Raw genomic sequence first — 17075 nt, forward strand, 5'->3', positions numbered from 1 at the left:
GCCGGCTGACAGGCGAGAGCAGGGCCGTTCGAAGCCTCGGGCAGAGCTGACGGCGGATTTTCTGCGGCAACGTACCTTCAGCGCTCGTAGCTTGCAGGGTCCGGATTATCCGATGGATGCGCAAAAGCGCCGCGCAGGACGGCTGTCATCGGAGTTTTGAAATTGAGCCCGTTGGGCGGGACCGGCGCTTCGAACCATTTTTTGTAAATCGCCTCGATCTCCGGGCTCTGGTAAAGTTCGGCAGTCACGCGGTCCGCCACCGCCTTGAAGGGCGCATCGTCCTTGCGCAGCATGATTCCGTAGGGTTCGGCCTTGGATAAGGCGTCGTCGCTGATGATGTAGGCAGACGGGTCCTTCGACCTTGCGATCGCGACGGCGAGCTGCACGTCATCGAGGACGTAGGCGGCGGCGCGGCCGGTTTCCAGCATGAGAAAGGCTTCCGCCTGATCCTTGGCCGCCAGCGGCGTGACGCCGAGATTGCGTGCGGCATTGACCTGGTTGAGCTGCACCATGTTGGTCGAGCCCGAAATCGCAACGACCGGCTTGCCTTTCAACTGGTCGATCGTGCGGATGTTGTCGGCCTTCCGTGCGGCAAACCGCGTCGCCGACAGAAAATGTGAGTTCGTGAACGCCACCTGGCGCTGCCGCTCCGCATTGTTGGTGGTGGAAGAGCAGACGAGATCAACCGTCCCATTCATCATGAGCGGAATGCGGTTGGATGACGTCACCGGGAGCGTCTCAACGGTCACGTTGGAGCGGTTGAGTTGGTGCTTAACCGCGTCCACGATTTTCATGCAGATGTCGACGGCGTACCCAATCGCCTTCTGGTCGCCGTCCAAATAACTGAAGGGCACCGAGGCTTCCTGGATGCCGAGGATGATCTTGTTGGTCTCCTTGACCTTCTGAAGTGTCCCGGTCAGCTCGCTTGCATGCACTGGGACGGCGATCAGGGCAACGGCAAGCATGGTCAATGGCAGGCGCATCACGGTGGACCTCATCGGATAGTGAACGGGTTTGCAGCGACCGAACGGATGGCCGCCGTGCCAATCGATAGCGGGCGACCGTAGTCGATCGGCACTTATTGCTGAATTAGTGACTGTGAAAACCGGCTATATCAAAGTTGCATTGCGGACGTGGCGCCAGGCGCCAGGAAAGCGCCGCGGGAGCGGATCGGTCTGATCGAATACCTGACGCGACAGGCGTCGACCTGTCGCTCGATCGGTGTCATCACCTGCGGCGCACATAACCCCAGGGTATGTCGGCGTTCGCTGCCACTTTATTGCTCATGGCTTCCCGTGTTACTTGCCCTTGGTCTCGACCTTCTGCTTCTCGTCTTCGTTCATTTTCTTCACCACTGGGTCGCGACTGGCTTCGCCGGTGGTCTGAGTTGTCGTAGCCGGCGGGCTTTTGTTTGGAATGGAGGTTTGCCCGGGCGGTGTCGTAGCCGGCCGCGTTGCGGTGGTGCTCGGCGGTGACGCCGTCTGAGCGGTCGCCGCCTGAGCATTCAACAGAAGCGCGCTCGACAGTGGCGACACCACGAGCGCTGTTGAGTTCGGTTTCATTGATCTGAACTCCTCTCAGATCAACGAGAACGGTCCGTTCAGTCTAACGTTCCCTTATGCCTCCAATTGCTTGCCGATCGGCAGTGCGCGGATGCGCTTGCCGGTCGCGGCGAAGATCGCGTTGATCAGCGCCGGCGCAAAGGGCGGCACGCCCGGCTCGCCGACACCGCTCGGCGGCGTGTCGGGGCCGGCAGGTACGATGTAGACGTTCGTGACAGCCGGGGACTCGTCGATCCGGATCACCGGGAAGTCGTCGTAATTACCCTGCTGCACCTTGCCGTCCTTGAAGGTGATCGCGCCATGCTTGGCGAGGCTCAGGCCCATGATCGCGGTACCCTCGATCTGGGACTGGATCCGCTCCGGATTGACGTAGGTTCCGCAATCGATGGCGGTATCGACCCGCGGCACGGTGAGCTTGCCCTTGTCGTCAACGGCGACCTCGACGATCGTCGCGATATAGCTGACGAAGCTGCGATGCGCGGCAATGCCCAGCCCGTGTCCCTTGGGGACGGACCGTCCCCAGCCGCCCTTGTCCGCGACCAGCTCGACGACCTTGCGAAGACGCGCGGTATCGATCGGGTAGCTGTCATAGGGCTCGCCATAGTTCCAGAGGTCCTTCACCGAATCGAGCTTGACGATCCGGGGCGAGCCGATCAGCTCCAGCAGCATATCCTTTTGATCGCGTTTGGTGGCATGGGCGATTTCAGCGACCATCGACTGCACCGCGAAGGCGCGCGGGATGTTCGACACCGAGCGGAACCAGCCGATGCGGGTATGCGCGGCCGCTTCCGGATTCTCGCACTGGACGTTGGCGATCTCGAAAGGCATGTCGACAAGCCCCATGCCGAGTTCAAACGGCGCCTGGTGCACCGTATTGGCGGCAAATGTCGAGGCGATGCTCGGCGCGACGCTGCGATGGCGCCAGGCCGTCACCTTGCCGTTCTTGTCGAGGCCAGCCTCGATGCGTTCCACCGAGACGGTATGCAGGAAGCCGTTGCGAACGTCGTCTTCCCGCGTCCATTGCACCTTTACGGGGGCGCCGAGTTCCCTGGAGAGCAGCGCCGCTTCGATGGCGAAATCGCACTTCGACTTGCGCCCGAAGCCGCCGCCGAGCAGGGTGACGTTGACGGTGACATTCTCCTGGGGAATGCCAAGCGTTTTGGCGACGTCCTCGCGCGTTCCGCCCGCGCTTTGCACCGGCCCCCAGATATCAGCCTTGTCGCCCTTGACGTCCGCGACGGCAGCCGGCGGCTCCATGGCGACATGGGCGAGATGCGGGAGATAATACTCACCCACGATCACCTTGTCGGCGCCCTTCAAAGCGGCTTCCACGTCGCCCTCCTTGCGCACCACCAAGCCGGGCTTCCGTGCGGTCGCCTCCAGTTCGGCCCGGTAGGCGACTGAGTCATATTTGGCATTAGCACCGTCATCCCACGTGATCTTCAGCGCGTCGCGGCCCTTGATCGCAGCGCCGGTGTTGCGCGCGATCACTGCGACGCCGCCGAGCGGCTGGAATTTTGAAGGCCACGGCCAGCCCTTGACTTCCAGAACCTTCTCGACGCCGGAGACTTTCATCGCCTCCGCCCCGTCAAACGACACGACCTTGCCCCCGGTCACGGGCGGCCGGGCAATGACGGCATATTTCATGCCGGGCAGGCGGACGTCGGCGCCGTAACGCGCGGTGCCTGTCGTGATGTCGCGGAGATCGACCATGCTGATCTGGCCTTTGCCCAGATAGCGGAAATCCTTTGGGTCTTTCAGCTTCACGCCTTCGACACTCGGTACCGCCTCCTTGGCGGCATCGGCTGCCAGATCGCCAAAGCCAATGCGGTGCCCGCTCGCACTGTGTACGACCTCGTGATTGACTGCCTTCACTTCGGTCGCCGGCACACCCCAGCGTTTCGCCGCTGCGGCTTCGAGCATCGTGCGGGCCGAAGCGCCGATCTGACGCATCGGCATCAGGTAGTGACGCGTGCTGCGCGAGCCGTCGGTATCCTGGTTGCCGAATTTGACCTCGTCGCCATGCGCCTGCTGGACGCGAACGCGCGACCAGTCGGCCTCCATCTCTTCGGCCACGATCATCGGCAGGCTGGTACGGACGCCGGTTCCCATCTCGGCGCGGTGTGCGACGATCGTGACAATGCCGTCCGGTGCGATCGCGACGAACACGCGGGGGTCCACCACGGTACCGTGCGGCATCTTGTCGGCGCCGGTCTGGTACGCGGCAAAGCCGGGGCGTGACATCACGGGGGCGGCCAAAACGAAGCCGCCGGCCAGCCCGAGGCCCTTCAGGATGCTGCGGCGTGAAACGTTGTCGACTTTGACGTATCGCTCAAAGCCGCGGAGCTTCTTGGGGTTGGTGAGAATGTTCATGATCATACCCCTGTCGAAGCAAGGTGAACCGCATTTTCGATGCGCTGATAACAGCCGCAGCGGCAGATATTGCCCGCCATCGCCTCGCGTATCTGATCGTGCGTGGGTTTCGGATTCTCGATCAGCAGCGCGGCCGCCTGCATGATCTGTCCGACCTGGCAAAAGCCGCATTGCGGGACATTGAGCTGGCGCCAGGCCTTCTGAACCGCGTGATCGCCCGTCGGATGAAGACCTTCGATCGTCGTGACCTCCCGATCGACCACGTCGGAAACCGAGGTGATGCAGGCGCGTATCGCCTGCTTGTCGACGATCACGGTGCAGGCGCCGCAAAGCGCCTGGCCGCAGCCATATTTCGTGCCCGTCAACCCGATTTCGTCGCGGAGGAACCAAAGTAGTGGAAGATCGGGATCGCCGTCCCAGTTCTTTTGCTGGCCGTTAATCTTCAAAGTAATCATGATCGATCCTCGCTCTTCGTAAGCTGCTGATGGTTGCTCCGACGTGAGGCGATAACACTCCTGCTGACCGCCCAGCGTCGCCGCTTCGAAATTCCTCGCTGTCTCATCTGGCTGGGATTTCTTTAAGCCATCCTCCTGATCATTATTATTTGCTGTTGTTTCAGTAAGGCCGCCCCCTGCAGATCGCCGCCACAAGGCATCCTCCATTTGCGTCCGCATGTTTGGCGAAAGCGCGGCATTGGCAAAGAAGTGCATTTGGTCAGTAACGCTGACGCAGCGACACAGCAAAACAAATTATCGTCAAACTTGAACGTCGTTGTCATGACAAGATGCGGGATCGTTTCTTCCATGTCGCCCGGCGCTGCACAGTCTTTCACCATTTGCACGCCACGGACATCGGCGCCGAACGCTTCGCGACGACTCCTATAATTCTCGATCTTGACTGCACGCGCGATGACGCATCGCACACCGCAGAAGGCTGAGCTGTTCTGCGAAATATGCATGATGCGCTCATCGGCAGTTACGATCGCGTGAAATGCAATGGACACCCGTTGTTGCTGGCTTTTCCTGGAATCGCTGATGCAACTGGAAGGGGCATTGCGCAAAAGACAAATTTGTTCGTCGCCTTTCTTTTGACCGACTCCCTCCATCAGTTTGCGTGATGTGCAAATCCGATCAGCCCACAACATCGATCACAAGCACAGACGCGGAACTCGCGACTGCGATGTGTCAGGATCCGACACGGCGCGCGCTCATCCTGACGGCTCTCGCCACCGGGGCTTGCCTCGCGTCGCCCGGGTTCTCCATTGCCGAGGAAGATTCGCCGGGCAGCAACGAGCGGCCCCAGAAAGCCGACGTTCTGGTTTTCGCCGAAGGGGACCACGCGGGCGAGGTGATCAAGCCGCAGGATCTGAAAGCCGGTGGACCGCCGGTGCGGGCCTGGCCAAAGGATCCCAAGACATCGGTTGTCCGCAACGGCTCGCGCCTGAACGAGGTGCTCGTCGTAAAACTGGATCCGGCCGAGTTCGATGAAGAAACGCGCTCGCGCGCCGCCGGCGGCGTCGTCGCCTATTCGGCAATCTGCGTCCACACGGGCTGTCCGATCACGGCATGGGTGAAGGCGGCAGGCGGCGACAAGGACGTGTTCAAGTGCGTTTGCCATAATTCGGAATATGACCCGAGGCAAGGCGCGCAAGTTATCTTTGGGCCGGCGCCACGGCGTCTGCCGGCGCTTCCGTTGGCGGCAGAAGACGGTCCACTTACGGTGGCTGCAACATTTGTTGGAAAGGTAGGTGCGCAGCAGGCCAGGTGACGGCGGGCCACCGTTGATCCACGACAATGAAAAAACAGAATTCGTGAGATGAAAACAAAGGGGAGGTTTCGTTATGGCCTTGAAGCAATGGCTTTTGTCAGGTCTGCTCGCGTCTACATGCCTCGTTTCGATCGCTGCCGCCGGTCCGATCGAGAACTATAGCTTGGTGACGGCTGATCGACTCAAGAATCCCGAACCCGGCAACTGGATGCACTATCGCCGGACCTATGACGGCCAGGGATACAGTCCGCTCGACCAGATCAACACCTCGAACGTGAAAAACCTGACGCCGGTGTGGACGTTCTCGACCGGTGTGGTCGAGGGACACGAGGCGCCACCGATCATCAACAATGGCGTGATGTTCGTCGCAACGCCGATGGGGCAGGTGATCGCGCTCAACGCCAAGACCGGCGACGAGTACTGGCGATACAAACGCCAGCTCCCCGACGACCTCTTTCAATTGCACCCGACCAACCGCGGCGTGGGATTGTGGCAGGATAAGCTGTACCTCGCCACGACGGACGACCATCTGGTAGCGCTCGATGCCAAGACCGGCAAGGTGGTCTGGGATACCAAGGTTCAGGACTACAAGAAGGGGCAGTACCTGACGCTGATGCCGTTGGTCGTCGACGGCAAGGTGATCGTCGGTGGTTCCGGCGGCGAATTGGGCGTGCGCGGTTATGTCGTTGCCTATGATGCCAACACGGGCAAAGAACTGTGGCGGACCTTCACTATTCCCGGCACGGGTGAGCCAGGTAGTGAAACCTGGAAAGGCGACGACTGGAAATCGGGTGGCGGATCTGCCTGGATGACAGGCACCTACGATCCGGACACCAAGACAGTCTATTGGGGTACCGGCAACGCCGCACCTTGGCCGGGCGACACTCACCCCGGCGACAATCTTTACACAAGTTCAGTGCTCGCGCTCGATCCCGATAGCGGCAAGATGAAAACCTACTTCCAGTACCATCAAAACGATTCCTGGGATTGGGACGAGGTGGACGCACCAATGCTGGTCGACCTGCAAAGGGATGGCCGCACAATCAAGAGTCTTATCCATCCGGGACGCAACGCGATTTTCTGGATACTGGAGCGCAAGCCGGACAGCATCAAATATGTGGCCGGCTGGCCTTTTGTTCATACCGACGTCTGGAAAGGCATTGAGCCCGAGAGTGGCAAGCCGATTGTCGACCCGGCTCGCAAGCCGGTTATTGGCAAGCGGGTTGAATTCTGCCCGTCATTGTGGGGCGGCAAGGATTGGCCGTCGGCTGCGTATAGCCAGAAAACCGGATTGGTCTACGTTCCGGCCAACGAGAATTTCTGTGGCGGCTTCACCGGCGAGAAGGTGCCGTTGGTTGCCGGCCAGCTTTGGCTCGGGACCAAGCCCGAGGATATCGGCTTGACGCCCCGTCCCGGCGCCACTCACTTTGGCGAACTGCAGGCGTGGGATCCGGCCACGGGCAAAAAGACCTGGTCACATACTTTTCCCAAGTCACATCTGTTCGGTTCGGTGACGACTACTGCAGGCGACCTCGTCCTTGTTGGCGGCACCAATGACCGGATGTTCCGCGCCTTCCATGCCAAGACCGGCGAACTGCTTTGGGAGCAAAAGACCAACTCCGGCATCATGGGCATGCCGATCGCCTACGAGGTCGACGGCACGCAGTATATCGCCGTGCAGTCGGGCTGGGGCGTCGACGCGCAGCGCATCCAGGACGCTCTGGTGGGCAAGGTCCCCGGCCTGGAGAATAACGTGCCGCAGGGCGGCGTCGTTTGGGTGTTCGCCGTCAAGAAGTGACTGCAAAAAGGCAGGATCCGGCGCTTGGCTGTTACGCGGTGGCCAGGCGCCGATAGGCAACGCGTTCGGACTATGATTTGGTCTGATCGCCGGAGCAGATCAGTCTTCAAGACGTTTCGAGGGACTGGGAAGCGAGCTCAAAGCCGATCACGGAACCGATGTATATCGTTATCCCCGGCCTGATCGATCTGCACACCCATGTCTATTGGGGCGGCACTTCGCTCGGCATCGGCGCCGAGGAGTTCTGCCGCACCTCCGGCGTCACCACGGCGGTCGACACGGGCAGCGCCGACCCCGGCAATTTCGCCGGCTTCCGCAAGCACGTCATCGAGCCTAGCCAGGTCGGCATTCTTGCCTATCTGCACGTCCCCCACGCCGGGATCTACGGCTTCTCGCATCGGGTTGTGGTCGGCGAGAGCGAGGAGATGCGCCTGATGAATCCGGTCGATGCCGTCGCCGTTGCAGAGGCCAACCGCGACCTCATCGTCGACATCAAGGTGCGGGTCGGACTCCACGCTTCGGGCACCTCGGGGATCGTGCCACTCGACATCGCGCTTGAGGTCGGGCGCAAGTGGCCGTGCTGGCATACCGCTTGCAGGCAAAAAGAGACTGACTGGCATCGGTTTGACTGGCCCGTTTCACCTGATGCGGCATCGAACCTTCGGCCAATGAATGGGCCGGAACCGCCATGACAACTCGAGACTGGGAGAGCTCCATGGATCGCAGGACTGTGCTGAAGGGATTGGCGGGGGTAGGCAGCCTGGCGGCGATGAGCGGCCTTTCGATGCCGGCGCTTTCCCAAGGCGCCGCCGCGCGCACGCTGCGGTTTGTGCCGCAGGCCAACCTCGCGAATTTCGATCCGATCTGGGGGACCCAGTATGTCGTGCGCAACGCCGCGGCGCTGGTGTGGGACACCCTCTACGGCCTCGACGCCACACTGCAGCCGCAGCGCCAGATGGTCGAGTCCGAGGAGGTATCCGATGACGGTCTGGTCTGGACCTTTCGGCTTCGGCCGGGGCTGAAGTTCCACGACGGCGCGCCGGTGCTGAGCAAGGATGTGGTGGCGAGTCTCGCGCGCTGGTCGGCGCGCGATCCGATGGGACTGATGCTCAAGGCGATCCAGAACGAGTTGACCGCCGTCGACGACAGGACCTTCAAATGGGCGCTGAAGGCGCCATACCCGAAGATGCTGTTGGCATTGGGCAAGAACAGCACGCCCTGCGCGTTCATCATGCCGGAGCGCATCGCCCAGACCGACCCGTTCAAGCAGATCCCCGAATATGTCGGCTCCGGCCCGATGAAGTTCGCGAAGGGCGAATGGGTGCCCGGCGCCAAGGCGGTGTTCGAGAAGTTCGCTGATTACACGCCACGGCAGGAGAAGGCATCCTGGCTCGCCGGTGGCAAGCAGATGCTGATTGATCGCATCGAATGGGTAGTGATCCCGGATCCTGCCACGGCGGCGGCAGCACTTCAGAATGGCGAGGTCGATTGGTGGGAGAGTCCCATCACCGATCTCGTGCCATCGCTCAAGAAGAACCGCAACATCAACGTCGACATCGCCGATCCGCTCGGCAACATCGGCTCATTCCGGATGAACCATCTGCATCCGCCCTTCAACGATGTGAAGGTGCGGCGTGCCGTGCTAGCTGCGCTGAGCCAGGAAGACTACATGCGCGCGCTGGTCGGTGACGATACCGCGCTCTGGAAGCCATTGCCGGGGTTCTTTACGCCGGATACGCCGCTTTACACGGAGGAAGGTGGCGAGATCCTGAAGGGTAAGCGCGATCTCGCAATGGCCAAGAAGTTGCTGGCCGAGAGCGGCTATTCAGGCCAGCCGGTCACCTGCGTTGTGGCGCAGGATCAACCGATCACCAAAGCGCAGGGCGATGTCACCGCGGATCTGTTGAAGCAAATCGGAATGAATGTCGACTTCGTTGCAACCGATTGGGGCACGGTAGGCTCCCGCCGCGCGCAGAAAACGCCGCCGGGCCAGGGCGGCTGGGGGATGTTTCACACCTGGCACGCCGGCGCGGACTGCATCAGTCCCGCCGCCTATAACGCCATTCGCGCCAATGGCGACAAGGCGTGGTTTGGCTGGCCCACGAGCGAGGCCGTGGAAAAGGAAGTCACGGCATGGTTCGACGCCAAAAATCGCGATGAGGAGAAGGCTGCGGTCAAGCGCCTCAACAAAGCGGCAATGGAGGATGTTGTCTACGCACCGACCGGCTTTTTCCTCAGCTACACGGCGTGGCGCAAGAACGTCTCCGGTATCGCGAAGGGGCCGCTGCCGTTCTTCTGGGGCGTATCGAAGACCGCATGACGGCGCAGTAAACCCACATGGTCTCGTATATCCTCCGGCGCGTTCTCTCGACCTTGCCCGTGATGGGGATCGTCGCGCTGTTCGTCTTCAGTCTGCTCTACATCGCGCCGGGCGATCCGGCGGCGGTGATTGCGGGCGATCAGGCGAGTCCCGCCGACGTTGAGCGTATACGCCAGGGCCTCGGTCTTGACCGGCCGTTTCTGGTCCAGTTCGGGACCTGGCTCTGGCACATCCTGCATGGCGATCTCGGTACCTCGATCTTCACCAACCTGCCGGTCGCCTCGATGATCGCGCAGCGCATCGAGCCGACGTTCTCGCTGATGGCGATTACGCTCGTCCTGACCATCCTTGTCGCGGTACCGGTCGGCGTGGCGGCGGCGTGGAAGGCAGGAAGCTGGGTGGATCGCACCATCATGGCGTTCGCGGTGTTCGCCTTCTCGCTTCCGGTCTTTGTTGTCGGATACGTGCTTGCCTACGTGTTCGCGCTGCAGTTCGAATGGCTTCCCGTTCAGGGGTACACGCCGTTGACCGCGGGCTTCTGGCCATGGCTGCAGAACCTGATCCTGCCCGCACTTGCCCTCGGCTCCGTCTACATCGCGTTGATCGCGCGCATTACCCGCGCCTCCATGCTCGAGGTGCTGCAGCAGGACTATGTCCGCACCGCCCGCGCCAAAGGCCTCGGGCAGCACAACATCCTGTTCGTTCACGCGCTGAAAAACGCAGCCGTTCCGATCGTGACGGTGATTGGTATCGGCATTGCGCTACTGATCGGTGGCGCGGTGGTGACCGAAAGCGTGTTCGCCATCCCCGGCCTCGGCCGGTTGACGATCGACGCGATCCTGCGCCGCGATTACCCGGTCATTCAGGGCATCGTCCTGCTGTTCAGCTTCCTCTATGTGCTCGTCAACCTCATGGTCGACGTCACCTACACCCTGGTCGATCCGAGGATCCGCTATTGAGCATCTCCACCACAAGCACGGCACCGGTACCGCCGGGCCTCGTCATTGCGCCGCAACTGCCGGACCTGCTGCTGCCGGTAGCGATCCGGCGCGGGTTGTTCGGCTTCCTGCGCAATCATCCGACGGTTGTGATCGGCGGCGCCTTGCTGCTCGGCCTCGTCCTGGTCGGGATCTTCGCGCCCTGGCTCGGAACCGTCGACCCGACCGCGCTCGCGCCCGCCAAGCGTACGCGGTTGCCGTCTGCGGATTTTTGGTTCGGCACCGATCTGCTGGGCCGCGACATCTATTCGCGCGTGCTCTACGGGGCACGGGTCTCGCTCACCGTTGGCTTGTCGGTCGCGATACTGGCCTCGCTCGCCGGTCTTGCCATCGGCCTCGTCTCGGGTTTCGTGCGATGGGCGGACGGCATCCTGATGCGGTTCATGGACGGGCTGATGTCGATCCCGCCGATCCTGCTCGCCGTCGCGCTGATGGCACTGACACGCGCGAGCGTTGGCAACGTCATCCTGGCCATCACGATTGCCGAAGTCCCGCGCGTCTCGCGGCTGGTGCGCAGTGTCGTGCTGTCGCTGCGCGAGCAGCCCTATGTGGACGCTGCCACGGCCTCCGGCACGCGAACGCCGATGGTCATCCTGCGCCACATCCTGCCCAACACGCTGGCGCCGATGCTGGTCCAGGCAACCTATATCTGCGCCAGCGCCATGATCGTGGAGTCGATCCTCTCCTTCATCGGCGCCGGCACGCCGCCCACCATTCCGTCCTGGGGCAACATCATGGCCGAGGGCAGGGCGCTGTGGCAGGTCAAGCCCTACATCGTGTTTTTTCCCGCCGCGTTTCTGTCCGTCACCGTGCTCGCCGTCAACCTGCTCGGCGACGGCCTGCGCGATGCGCTCGATCCGCGAATGGCCAAGAGTCTCTGATCCGATGGCGTTGCTCGAAGTCGAAAATCTGCAGACTCATTTCCGTACCCCCGAGGGCATTAACCGGGCCGTTGACGGCGTGTCCTTTCATGTCGACGAAGGCGAGACGCTGGCCATCGTCGGCGAATCCGGCTGCGGCAAATCGGTCACCTCGATGTCGCTGATGCGGCTGATCGCCGAGCCCCCGGGCAGGATCGCGGGTTCTATCCGCTTCCAGGGCAAGGATCTGCTGCAACTCTCCGAACGCGAGATGCGCGCTATTCGCGGCAACGACATTTCGATGATCTTCCAGGAGCCGATGACCAGCCTCAATCCAGTGCTGACCGTCGGTCGACAGATCGGCGAGACGCTGCGGATGCACCAGGGGCTCGACAAGCGGGCTGCCGAGGCGCGCGCCATCGACATGCTGACACTGGTCGGAATCCCGGAGCCGGCGCGGCGCGTACGCGAATATCCGCATCAGCTCTCCGGCGGTATGCGGCAGCGCGTGATGATCGCCATGGCGCTCGCCTGCAATCCAAAGCTCCTGATCGCCGACGAGCCGACCACGGCGTTGGATGTCACCATCCAGGCGCAGATCCTGCAGTTGATGCTGGACCTCAAGCGCCGTGTCGGCGCTGCGATCGTGCTGATCACCCATGATCTGGGCGTAGTCGCCGAAATCGCCGAGCGCGTTATGGTCATGTATGCCGGCCGCAAGGTTGAAGAGGCGCCGGTGGCCGAGCTGTTCCGCTCGCCCCGTCACCCCTATACGCAGGGCCTGCTCGGTGCGGTGCCCAAGCTCGGCTCTTCGCTCACTGGCGCAGCCCGGCGCCTTGCCGAGATCCCCGGCCAGGTACCCAGCCTCAAGGGGCGGATCGAGGGTTGCGTCTTCGCCGGACGTTGTTCGCTGGCGACCGATCTCTGCCGGCAGGCCGCCCCAGGTCTCGAAGAGAAGGGACCCCGCCACATCGCCGCCTGCCATTACGCGCGCAAGGAGGCTGCCGCGGCATGAGCGCCCCACTGCTCCAGGTCAACGACCTCAAGAAGCATTTTCCGGTTCGCGGCGGCCTGTTCAGCCGCAAGTCCAACTGGGTCTACGCCGTGGATGGCGTGTCCTTTGAGGTCGAGCGCGGTGAAACCTTGTCTCTTGTCGGCGAGTCCGGCTGCGGCAAGTCGACGGTCGGCCGGGCCATCCTGCGGCTGTTCGACATCACATCCGGCCAGGTGGTGCTGGATGGCCAGCGTATCGACGGCCTTTCACCTGGCGGGTTGCGCAGCATGCGCCGCCGCGTGCAGGTGGTGTTCCAAGATCCGTTCTCCAGCCTCAACCCGCGCATGCGCGTGCGCGATATCCTGGCCGAGCCAATCCGCAATTTCGGCCTCGCCAAATCTTCTGCCGAGCTCGAGGCGAAGGTTGCGGCGCTGATGGATACCGTGCGCCTGCCGCGCGACGCGCTGGGCCGTCGGCCTCATGAATTCTCGGGCGGCCAGCGCCAGCGCATCGGCATCGCCCGGGCGCTCGCCGCGGAACCCGAACTGATCGTCTGCGACGAGGCGGTCTCAGCGCTCGACGTCTCCGTCAAGGCGCAAATCGTCAACCTGCTTCAGGATCTGCAGCGGGAGTTCGGCCTTGCGCTACTCTTCATCAGCCACGATCTGGCGATCGTCGAGCACATGACGCACCGTGTTGCTGTCATGTATCTCGGCAAGATCGTCGAGATGGCGCCAAGGCAACAGATATTCACCGCGCCGAGACATCCCTACACCAAGGCTCTGTTGTCGGCAGTGCCGGTGCCGGAGCCGGGGGCCATTCGCAACCCGATCATCCTGACGGGCGATGTGCCGAGCCCGATCAATCCGCCCAGCGGTTGCCGCTTCCACACCAGGTGTCCATACGTGTTCGATCGCTGCCGGACGGAAGAGCCGGAGCTTCGGTCAACCGAAGGCGGGCAATGGGTGGCGTGTCATCTCAAAGCGCTGCCGGAAGCGCCGGGACCCGCTCACTGATTTCGTGCTGCGACGCCCGCCAACCTACTTCGTGCCATAGGCACGGTCGCCGGCGTCGCCGAGACCCGGCACGATGAAGGCGTTGCCATCCAGCCCCTGGTCGATCGCCGCGAGCCAGATCGGAACGTCCGGGTGAATGCCGCGCATGCGCTCAACGCCTTCCGGCGCGCCGATCAGGCAGACCAGTCGAATGTCGTTCGCGCCACGCTCTTTCAGCCGGTCGACCGCGGCGACGGCGGAGTTCGCCGTTGCCAGCACCGGTGAAATCACGATCACCAGCCGCTCGTGCAGATCGCTCGGCGCCTTGAAGAAATATTCGACCGCCGTGAAGGTTTCCGGTTCGCGGTAAAGGCCGATATGCGCGATCCGCGCGGTCGGCACCAGATCGAGCATGCCTTCTGCAAAGGTCACGCCGGCACGCAGCACCGGTGCGAATACCAGCTTCTTGCCCGCGATCTGCGGCGACTTCATCTGCGCCAGCGGCGTTTCAATTTCGACATCGGCCAGCGGCAGATCGCGGGTGACCTCGTAACAAAGCAGCGTCCCGATCTCCTTGAGGAGTTCGCGAAACGACTTGGTTGATATGTCTTTCTTCCGCAGCAACGTCAGCTTGTGCTGCACCAGCGGGTGATTAACGATCGTAACGCCGTCCATGTCTCTGACCTCGGATCTAGAAAACCGTGCCGTCGCTGATGACTTTCACCGGAGGCGACGCGTCGGCGCGGCGTTCGCGTGCCAGCCGTCGGCCCGCAGCCCAGGTGCCGCCCTCGAGAATCTTCGCCAGCGGCATTGACGTCGCATCGCGTCCTAGCCGTTGCCGCAGACCGTCAGCGACGCGGTCGAGCAGCGCCACCGTCAGCGCACGCCATTCCACGACAAGTGGTGACGATATCTCGTGTTCTCGTTGCGCCGCTTCTGCATCGCGAAATGCGAGCACGCCGGTATCGACGAACAGCCCGCCGTTGCGATATTCCGCAAGGCCGGTGAGGCCATCGATATCGGTCACGCTGATGCCGGACGTCTGTAGCGGTTCGATCAGAGAATAGGCCAGCCATTGCGAGAGCTTGTGCAGCGGTACCAGGCCGCTGGTGGCATCAGCGGTCGTCAACGCCGGATGCTGCCAGCAATCGCCGAGCGCGATGCCCCCCAGCGTCAGTCGCGAGGGCCAGATCGGCCCGAGTTGCTGCAACAGTTCAGTTAAAATCGTTGGGGCAGGCAGTTGTCCACCTTCTGCCAGCATCGCAAGCCGGTCGAACAGCCCGCCGGGCCGCGGCGTATCGCGGCTGCCGAATATTTCCGGTTCTGAGGCCACCAGCCGGCCCAGGCGGCGCAACAGGTCGGCGCGGCCGTCCATCCCCACGAGCGGATTGACGTCCGAGACCTGCATGCCACGCTCGAGGTCGGCAACGCTGAAACTTGCGAGCACGCCAGCGTCGACCCGCAGGGGCTCAAGGGGGCTAGCCGAGAATGCGCCGCCTGCGAACATGGCAAGGCTGGCTAGCCCCAAGCCTTCCGAACGACCGATGGCTGATCCGGTTTGTGGATCGCGGTAGCGCCACGATGGACCGGCGCCGGCATCGAGGAAGACGCTCACAATGGCCAGATCGAATTCGGCCCGGGCGCGAGCCGCCCGATCGGGCCAGCCGGTCTGGTCGGCGGTGGCAGTCCAACGATCGTTCCCATTCGTAACGAAGTGTCGCCAGCGGGAATGAAACGGCACGTCGAACGAAGGATAGGCCTTGCGCGTCGTTTCCAGCACCAGATCGATTGCGCTGTCCATGCGATCGACGTCGATGCGGAAGTTCGGAAGTCTGTCGTCAAGCCCGATTGCTAGCATGCGATGCGCGCGCTCACGGACTGCCTTCGCGCTCAACAACGTCAAAGCGGCTGACGTCTCTGGGTTTGCAAGGGACAAGGCCGCCGCCTCTCTCAATATTTTTCGAGCGGACGGCCGACCGGATTGTCCAGGTCTTGCAGCGGCTCGGGCGTGTAGTAACCCGCGGCCTTCTTCGCCGCGATTTCCACATGCGCGTCAGCCGGCACGAGATCATCGGGAATCGGTATGCGCTCGACGATTTCGATACCCTGACCGGTCAGTGCATCATGCTTCATGTCACTCATCGAAACGAAGCGGTCGATCCGCCTCAGGCCGAGCCAATGCACTACGTCCGGCATCAGTTGCTGGAATCGGGCGTCCTGCACGCCGGCAACGCATTCGGTGCGTTCGAAATACTGGGCCGCGGCATCGCCGCCCTCCTGGCGCTTGCGGGCGTTATAGACGAGAAATTTTGTCACTTCGCCCAGCGCGCGGCCCTCCTTGCGATTGTAGATGATGATGCCGAGCCCGCCGCTTTGGCCCGCGCTCGCGCATTCTTCGATACCGTGAATCAGGTAGGGACGGCAGGTGCAGATATCAGAACCAAACACGTCGGAGCCGTTGCATTCGTCATGCACGCGGCAGGTTATCTTGGTGGAGTGGTCCGGCAGTTTGGTAACGTCGCCGAACAGATAGGCTGTCGTGCCGCCGATCGGCGGCAGAAAGACGTGCAGATCGGGCCGGGTCACCAGTTCCGGAAACATGCCTGCGGTCTGCTCGAACAGTTGCCGGCGCAGGTTTTTCTCGGTGGTGGCGAAGCGCTCCGCGAGGCCAGGCAGGTACCAGACCGGGTCGATCGCAATCTTGACCACGGAGACGCTGCCATTCTTGTGCACGACCTCGCCATCCTGCTTGAGCCGTCCGGCCTCGATCGCTGCCTGCAGTTCGGGTAGATCGAGGCGGGCGCGTGTGATGGCAATACTCGGGCGGATGTCGATGCCCTCGGCGATCTCGCTCGCAAAGGTTTCCGCAGCGAGATGTCCCCATGGGTCGAGTGAGACGATCCGCTGCGGCTCGGTCCATTGCGGAAACGGCCCGATGGTTTCAGCAGGATGGGTATTGGTGAGATCCGGACGTCGGATCGGGTCGAGGGCGCCGGACGAGACGGCAAGCGCGCGATACACTGAGTAGGAGCCGCCATGGGTGCCGATCACGTTGCGGTCCTGCGGGCGAGAGACTGTGCCGATCACCGGTCCGCGTTCGCGCGCGCTGGCTGCGCCCCAGGCGATCGGGAATTTAAGCTTGGCACCCGGTGCCGGGTGCGACGTAATGCGAATATGATCAATCCGATTGGAACGAGTCATCGCCACGAACCCTGAAACGGCGACGGCCCGCCTAAACAGACGGGCCTGGTCACCAATAATAAAAGCTCAGCAGCGGTTGCGGCTGAGACAGTAGTATAATCAGATTTTGACTGAATACAACGGCGATTTAAACTAGGCGGCCGGTGGCCACGTCCGTCGTTAACCCTTCCAGCCCGGAGGGCTGCGCGGCCGGTTCTGGCGCCCGCG

General features: G+C 62.4%; 14 protein-coding genes and 1 pseudogene. 8 read left to right on the forward strand and 7 right to left on the reverse strand.

Going from position 1 to position 17075, the window contains the following annotated elements; translation table 11 throughout:
* Window positions 1-77 precede the first annotated feature (77 nt).
* The 4 genes from V1288_RS23860 to V1288_RS23875 all read right to left on the reverse strand — a co-directional run bounded on the left by V1288_RS23860 (window position 78) and on the right by V1288_RS23875 (window position 4390).
* Window positions 78-983, reverse strand: coding sequence for an amino acid ABC transporter substrate-binding protein (locus V1288_RS23860; protein ID WP_334359367.1), 906 nt, complete (start codon window positions 981-983; stop codon window positions 78-80).
* Between the two features lie 315 nt (window positions 984-1298).
* On the reverse strand, window positions 1299-1562 hold the full coding sequence (locus V1288_RS23865) for a hypothetical protein (RefSeq protein WP_334359368.1): 264 nt from the start codon (window positions 1560-1562) through the stop codon (window positions 1299-1301).
* 54 nt (window positions 1563-1616) lie between these two features.
* Window positions 1617-3935: a xanthine dehydrogenase family protein molybdopterin-binding subunit gene (locus V1288_RS23870; protein WP_334359369.1), complete on the reverse strand. Its 2319-nt coding sequence runs from the start codon at window positions 3933-3935 to the stop codon at window positions 1617-1619.
* Between the two features lie 2 nt (window positions 3936-3937).
* Window positions 3938-4390, reverse strand: a complete 453-nt coding sequence (locus V1288_RS23875; protein ID WP_334361387.1) for a (2Fe-2S)-binding protein — start codon at window positions 4388-4390, stop codon at window positions 3938-3940.
* 724 nt (window positions 4391-5114) lie between these two features.
* Between V1288_RS23875 and V1288_RS23880 the strand changes: the two genes are divergently transcribed.
* The 8 genes and pseudogenes from V1288_RS23880 (at window position 5115) to V1288_RS23915 (ending at window position 13688) form a co-directional block, all read left to right on the forward strand.
* Window positions 5115-5702, forward strand: a complete 588-nt coding sequence (locus V1288_RS23880; protein ID WP_334359370.1) for a QcrA and Rieske domain-containing protein — start codon at window positions 5115-5117, stop codon at window positions 5700-5702.
* A 73-nt stretch (window positions 5703-5775) separates the two neighbouring features.
* Window positions 5776-7500, forward strand: coding sequence for a methanol/ethanol family PQQ-dependent dehydrogenase (locus V1288_RS23885; RefSeq protein WP_334359371.1), 1725 nt, complete (start codon window positions 5776-5778; stop codon window positions 7498-7500).
* Between the two features lie 127 nt (window positions 7501-7627).
* A pseudogene (locus tag V1288_RS23890) lies at window positions 7628-8072 on the forward strand (amidohydrolase/deacetylase family metallohydrolase); the annotation flags it as partial.
* A 143-nt stretch (window positions 8073-8215) separates the two neighbouring features.
* Window positions 8216-9820 carry an ABC transporter substrate-binding protein gene (locus V1288_RS23895; RefSeq protein WP_334359372.1) on the forward strand — a complete coding sequence of 535 codons (1605 nt, stop codon included), beginning with the start codon at window positions 8216-8218 and terminating at the stop codon, window positions 9818-9820.
* 17 nt (window positions 9821-9837) lie between these two features.
* Window positions 9838-10779 carry an ABC transporter permease gene (locus tag V1288_RS23900; RefSeq protein ID WP_334359373.1) on the forward strand — a complete coding sequence of 314 codons (942 nt, stop codon included), beginning with the start codon at window positions 9838-9840 and terminating at the stop codon, window positions 10777-10779.
* Entirely contained in the window at window positions 10776-11699 is a 924-nt protein-coding gene (locus V1288_RS23905) for an ABC transporter permease (protein WP_334359374.1), read from the forward strand. The genes V1288_RS23900 and V1288_RS23905 overlap by 4 nt, the downstream gene beginning before the upstream one ends.
* Window positions 11700-11703: 4 nt before the next feature.
* Window positions 11704-12693 carry an ABC transporter ATP-binding protein gene (locus V1288_RS23910; RefSeq protein ID WP_334359375.1) on the forward strand — a complete coding sequence of 330 codons (990 nt, stop codon included), beginning with the start codon at window positions 11704-11706 and terminating at the stop codon, window positions 12691-12693.
* Entirely contained in the window at window positions 12690-13688 is a 999-nt protein-coding gene (locus V1288_RS23915) for an ABC transporter ATP-binding protein (protein ID WP_334359376.1), read from the forward strand. Before V1288_RS23910 ends, V1288_RS23915 begins: the two co-directional genes overlap by 4 nt.
* A 24-nt stretch (window positions 13689-13712) precedes the next feature.
* Here V1288_RS23915 and upp read toward each other — a convergent pair whose 3' ends face one another.
* From upp to V1288_RS23930, 3 genes are read right to left on the reverse strand one after another with little or no spacing between them, the layout of a single operon-like run.
* Window positions 13713-14342 carry a uracil phosphoribosyltransferase gene (upp, locus tag V1288_RS23920; RefSeq protein ID WP_334359377.1) on the reverse strand — a complete coding sequence of 210 codons (630 nt, stop codon included), beginning with the start codon at window positions 14340-14342 and terminating at the stop codon, window positions 13713-13715.
* Between the two features lie 16 nt (window positions 14343-14358).
* Window positions 14359-15603: a URC4/urg3 family protein gene (locus tag V1288_RS23925; protein ID WP_442893981.1), complete on the reverse strand. Its 1245-nt coding sequence runs from the start codon at window positions 15601-15603 to the stop codon at window positions 14359-14361.
* Window positions 15604-15617: 14 nt separating this feature from the next.
* Entirely contained in the window at window positions 15618-16868 is a 1251-nt protein-coding gene (locus tag V1288_RS23930; RefSeq protein ID WP_334359379.1) for a GTP cyclohydrolase II, read from the reverse strand.
* Between the last annotated feature and the right edge of the window lie 207 nt (window positions 16869-17075).

This window comes from Bradyrhizobium sp. AZCC 2176, assembly GCF_036924645.1.
GTDB lineage: Bacteria > Pseudomonadota > Alphaproteobacteria > Rhizobiales > Xanthobacteraceae > Bradyrhizobium.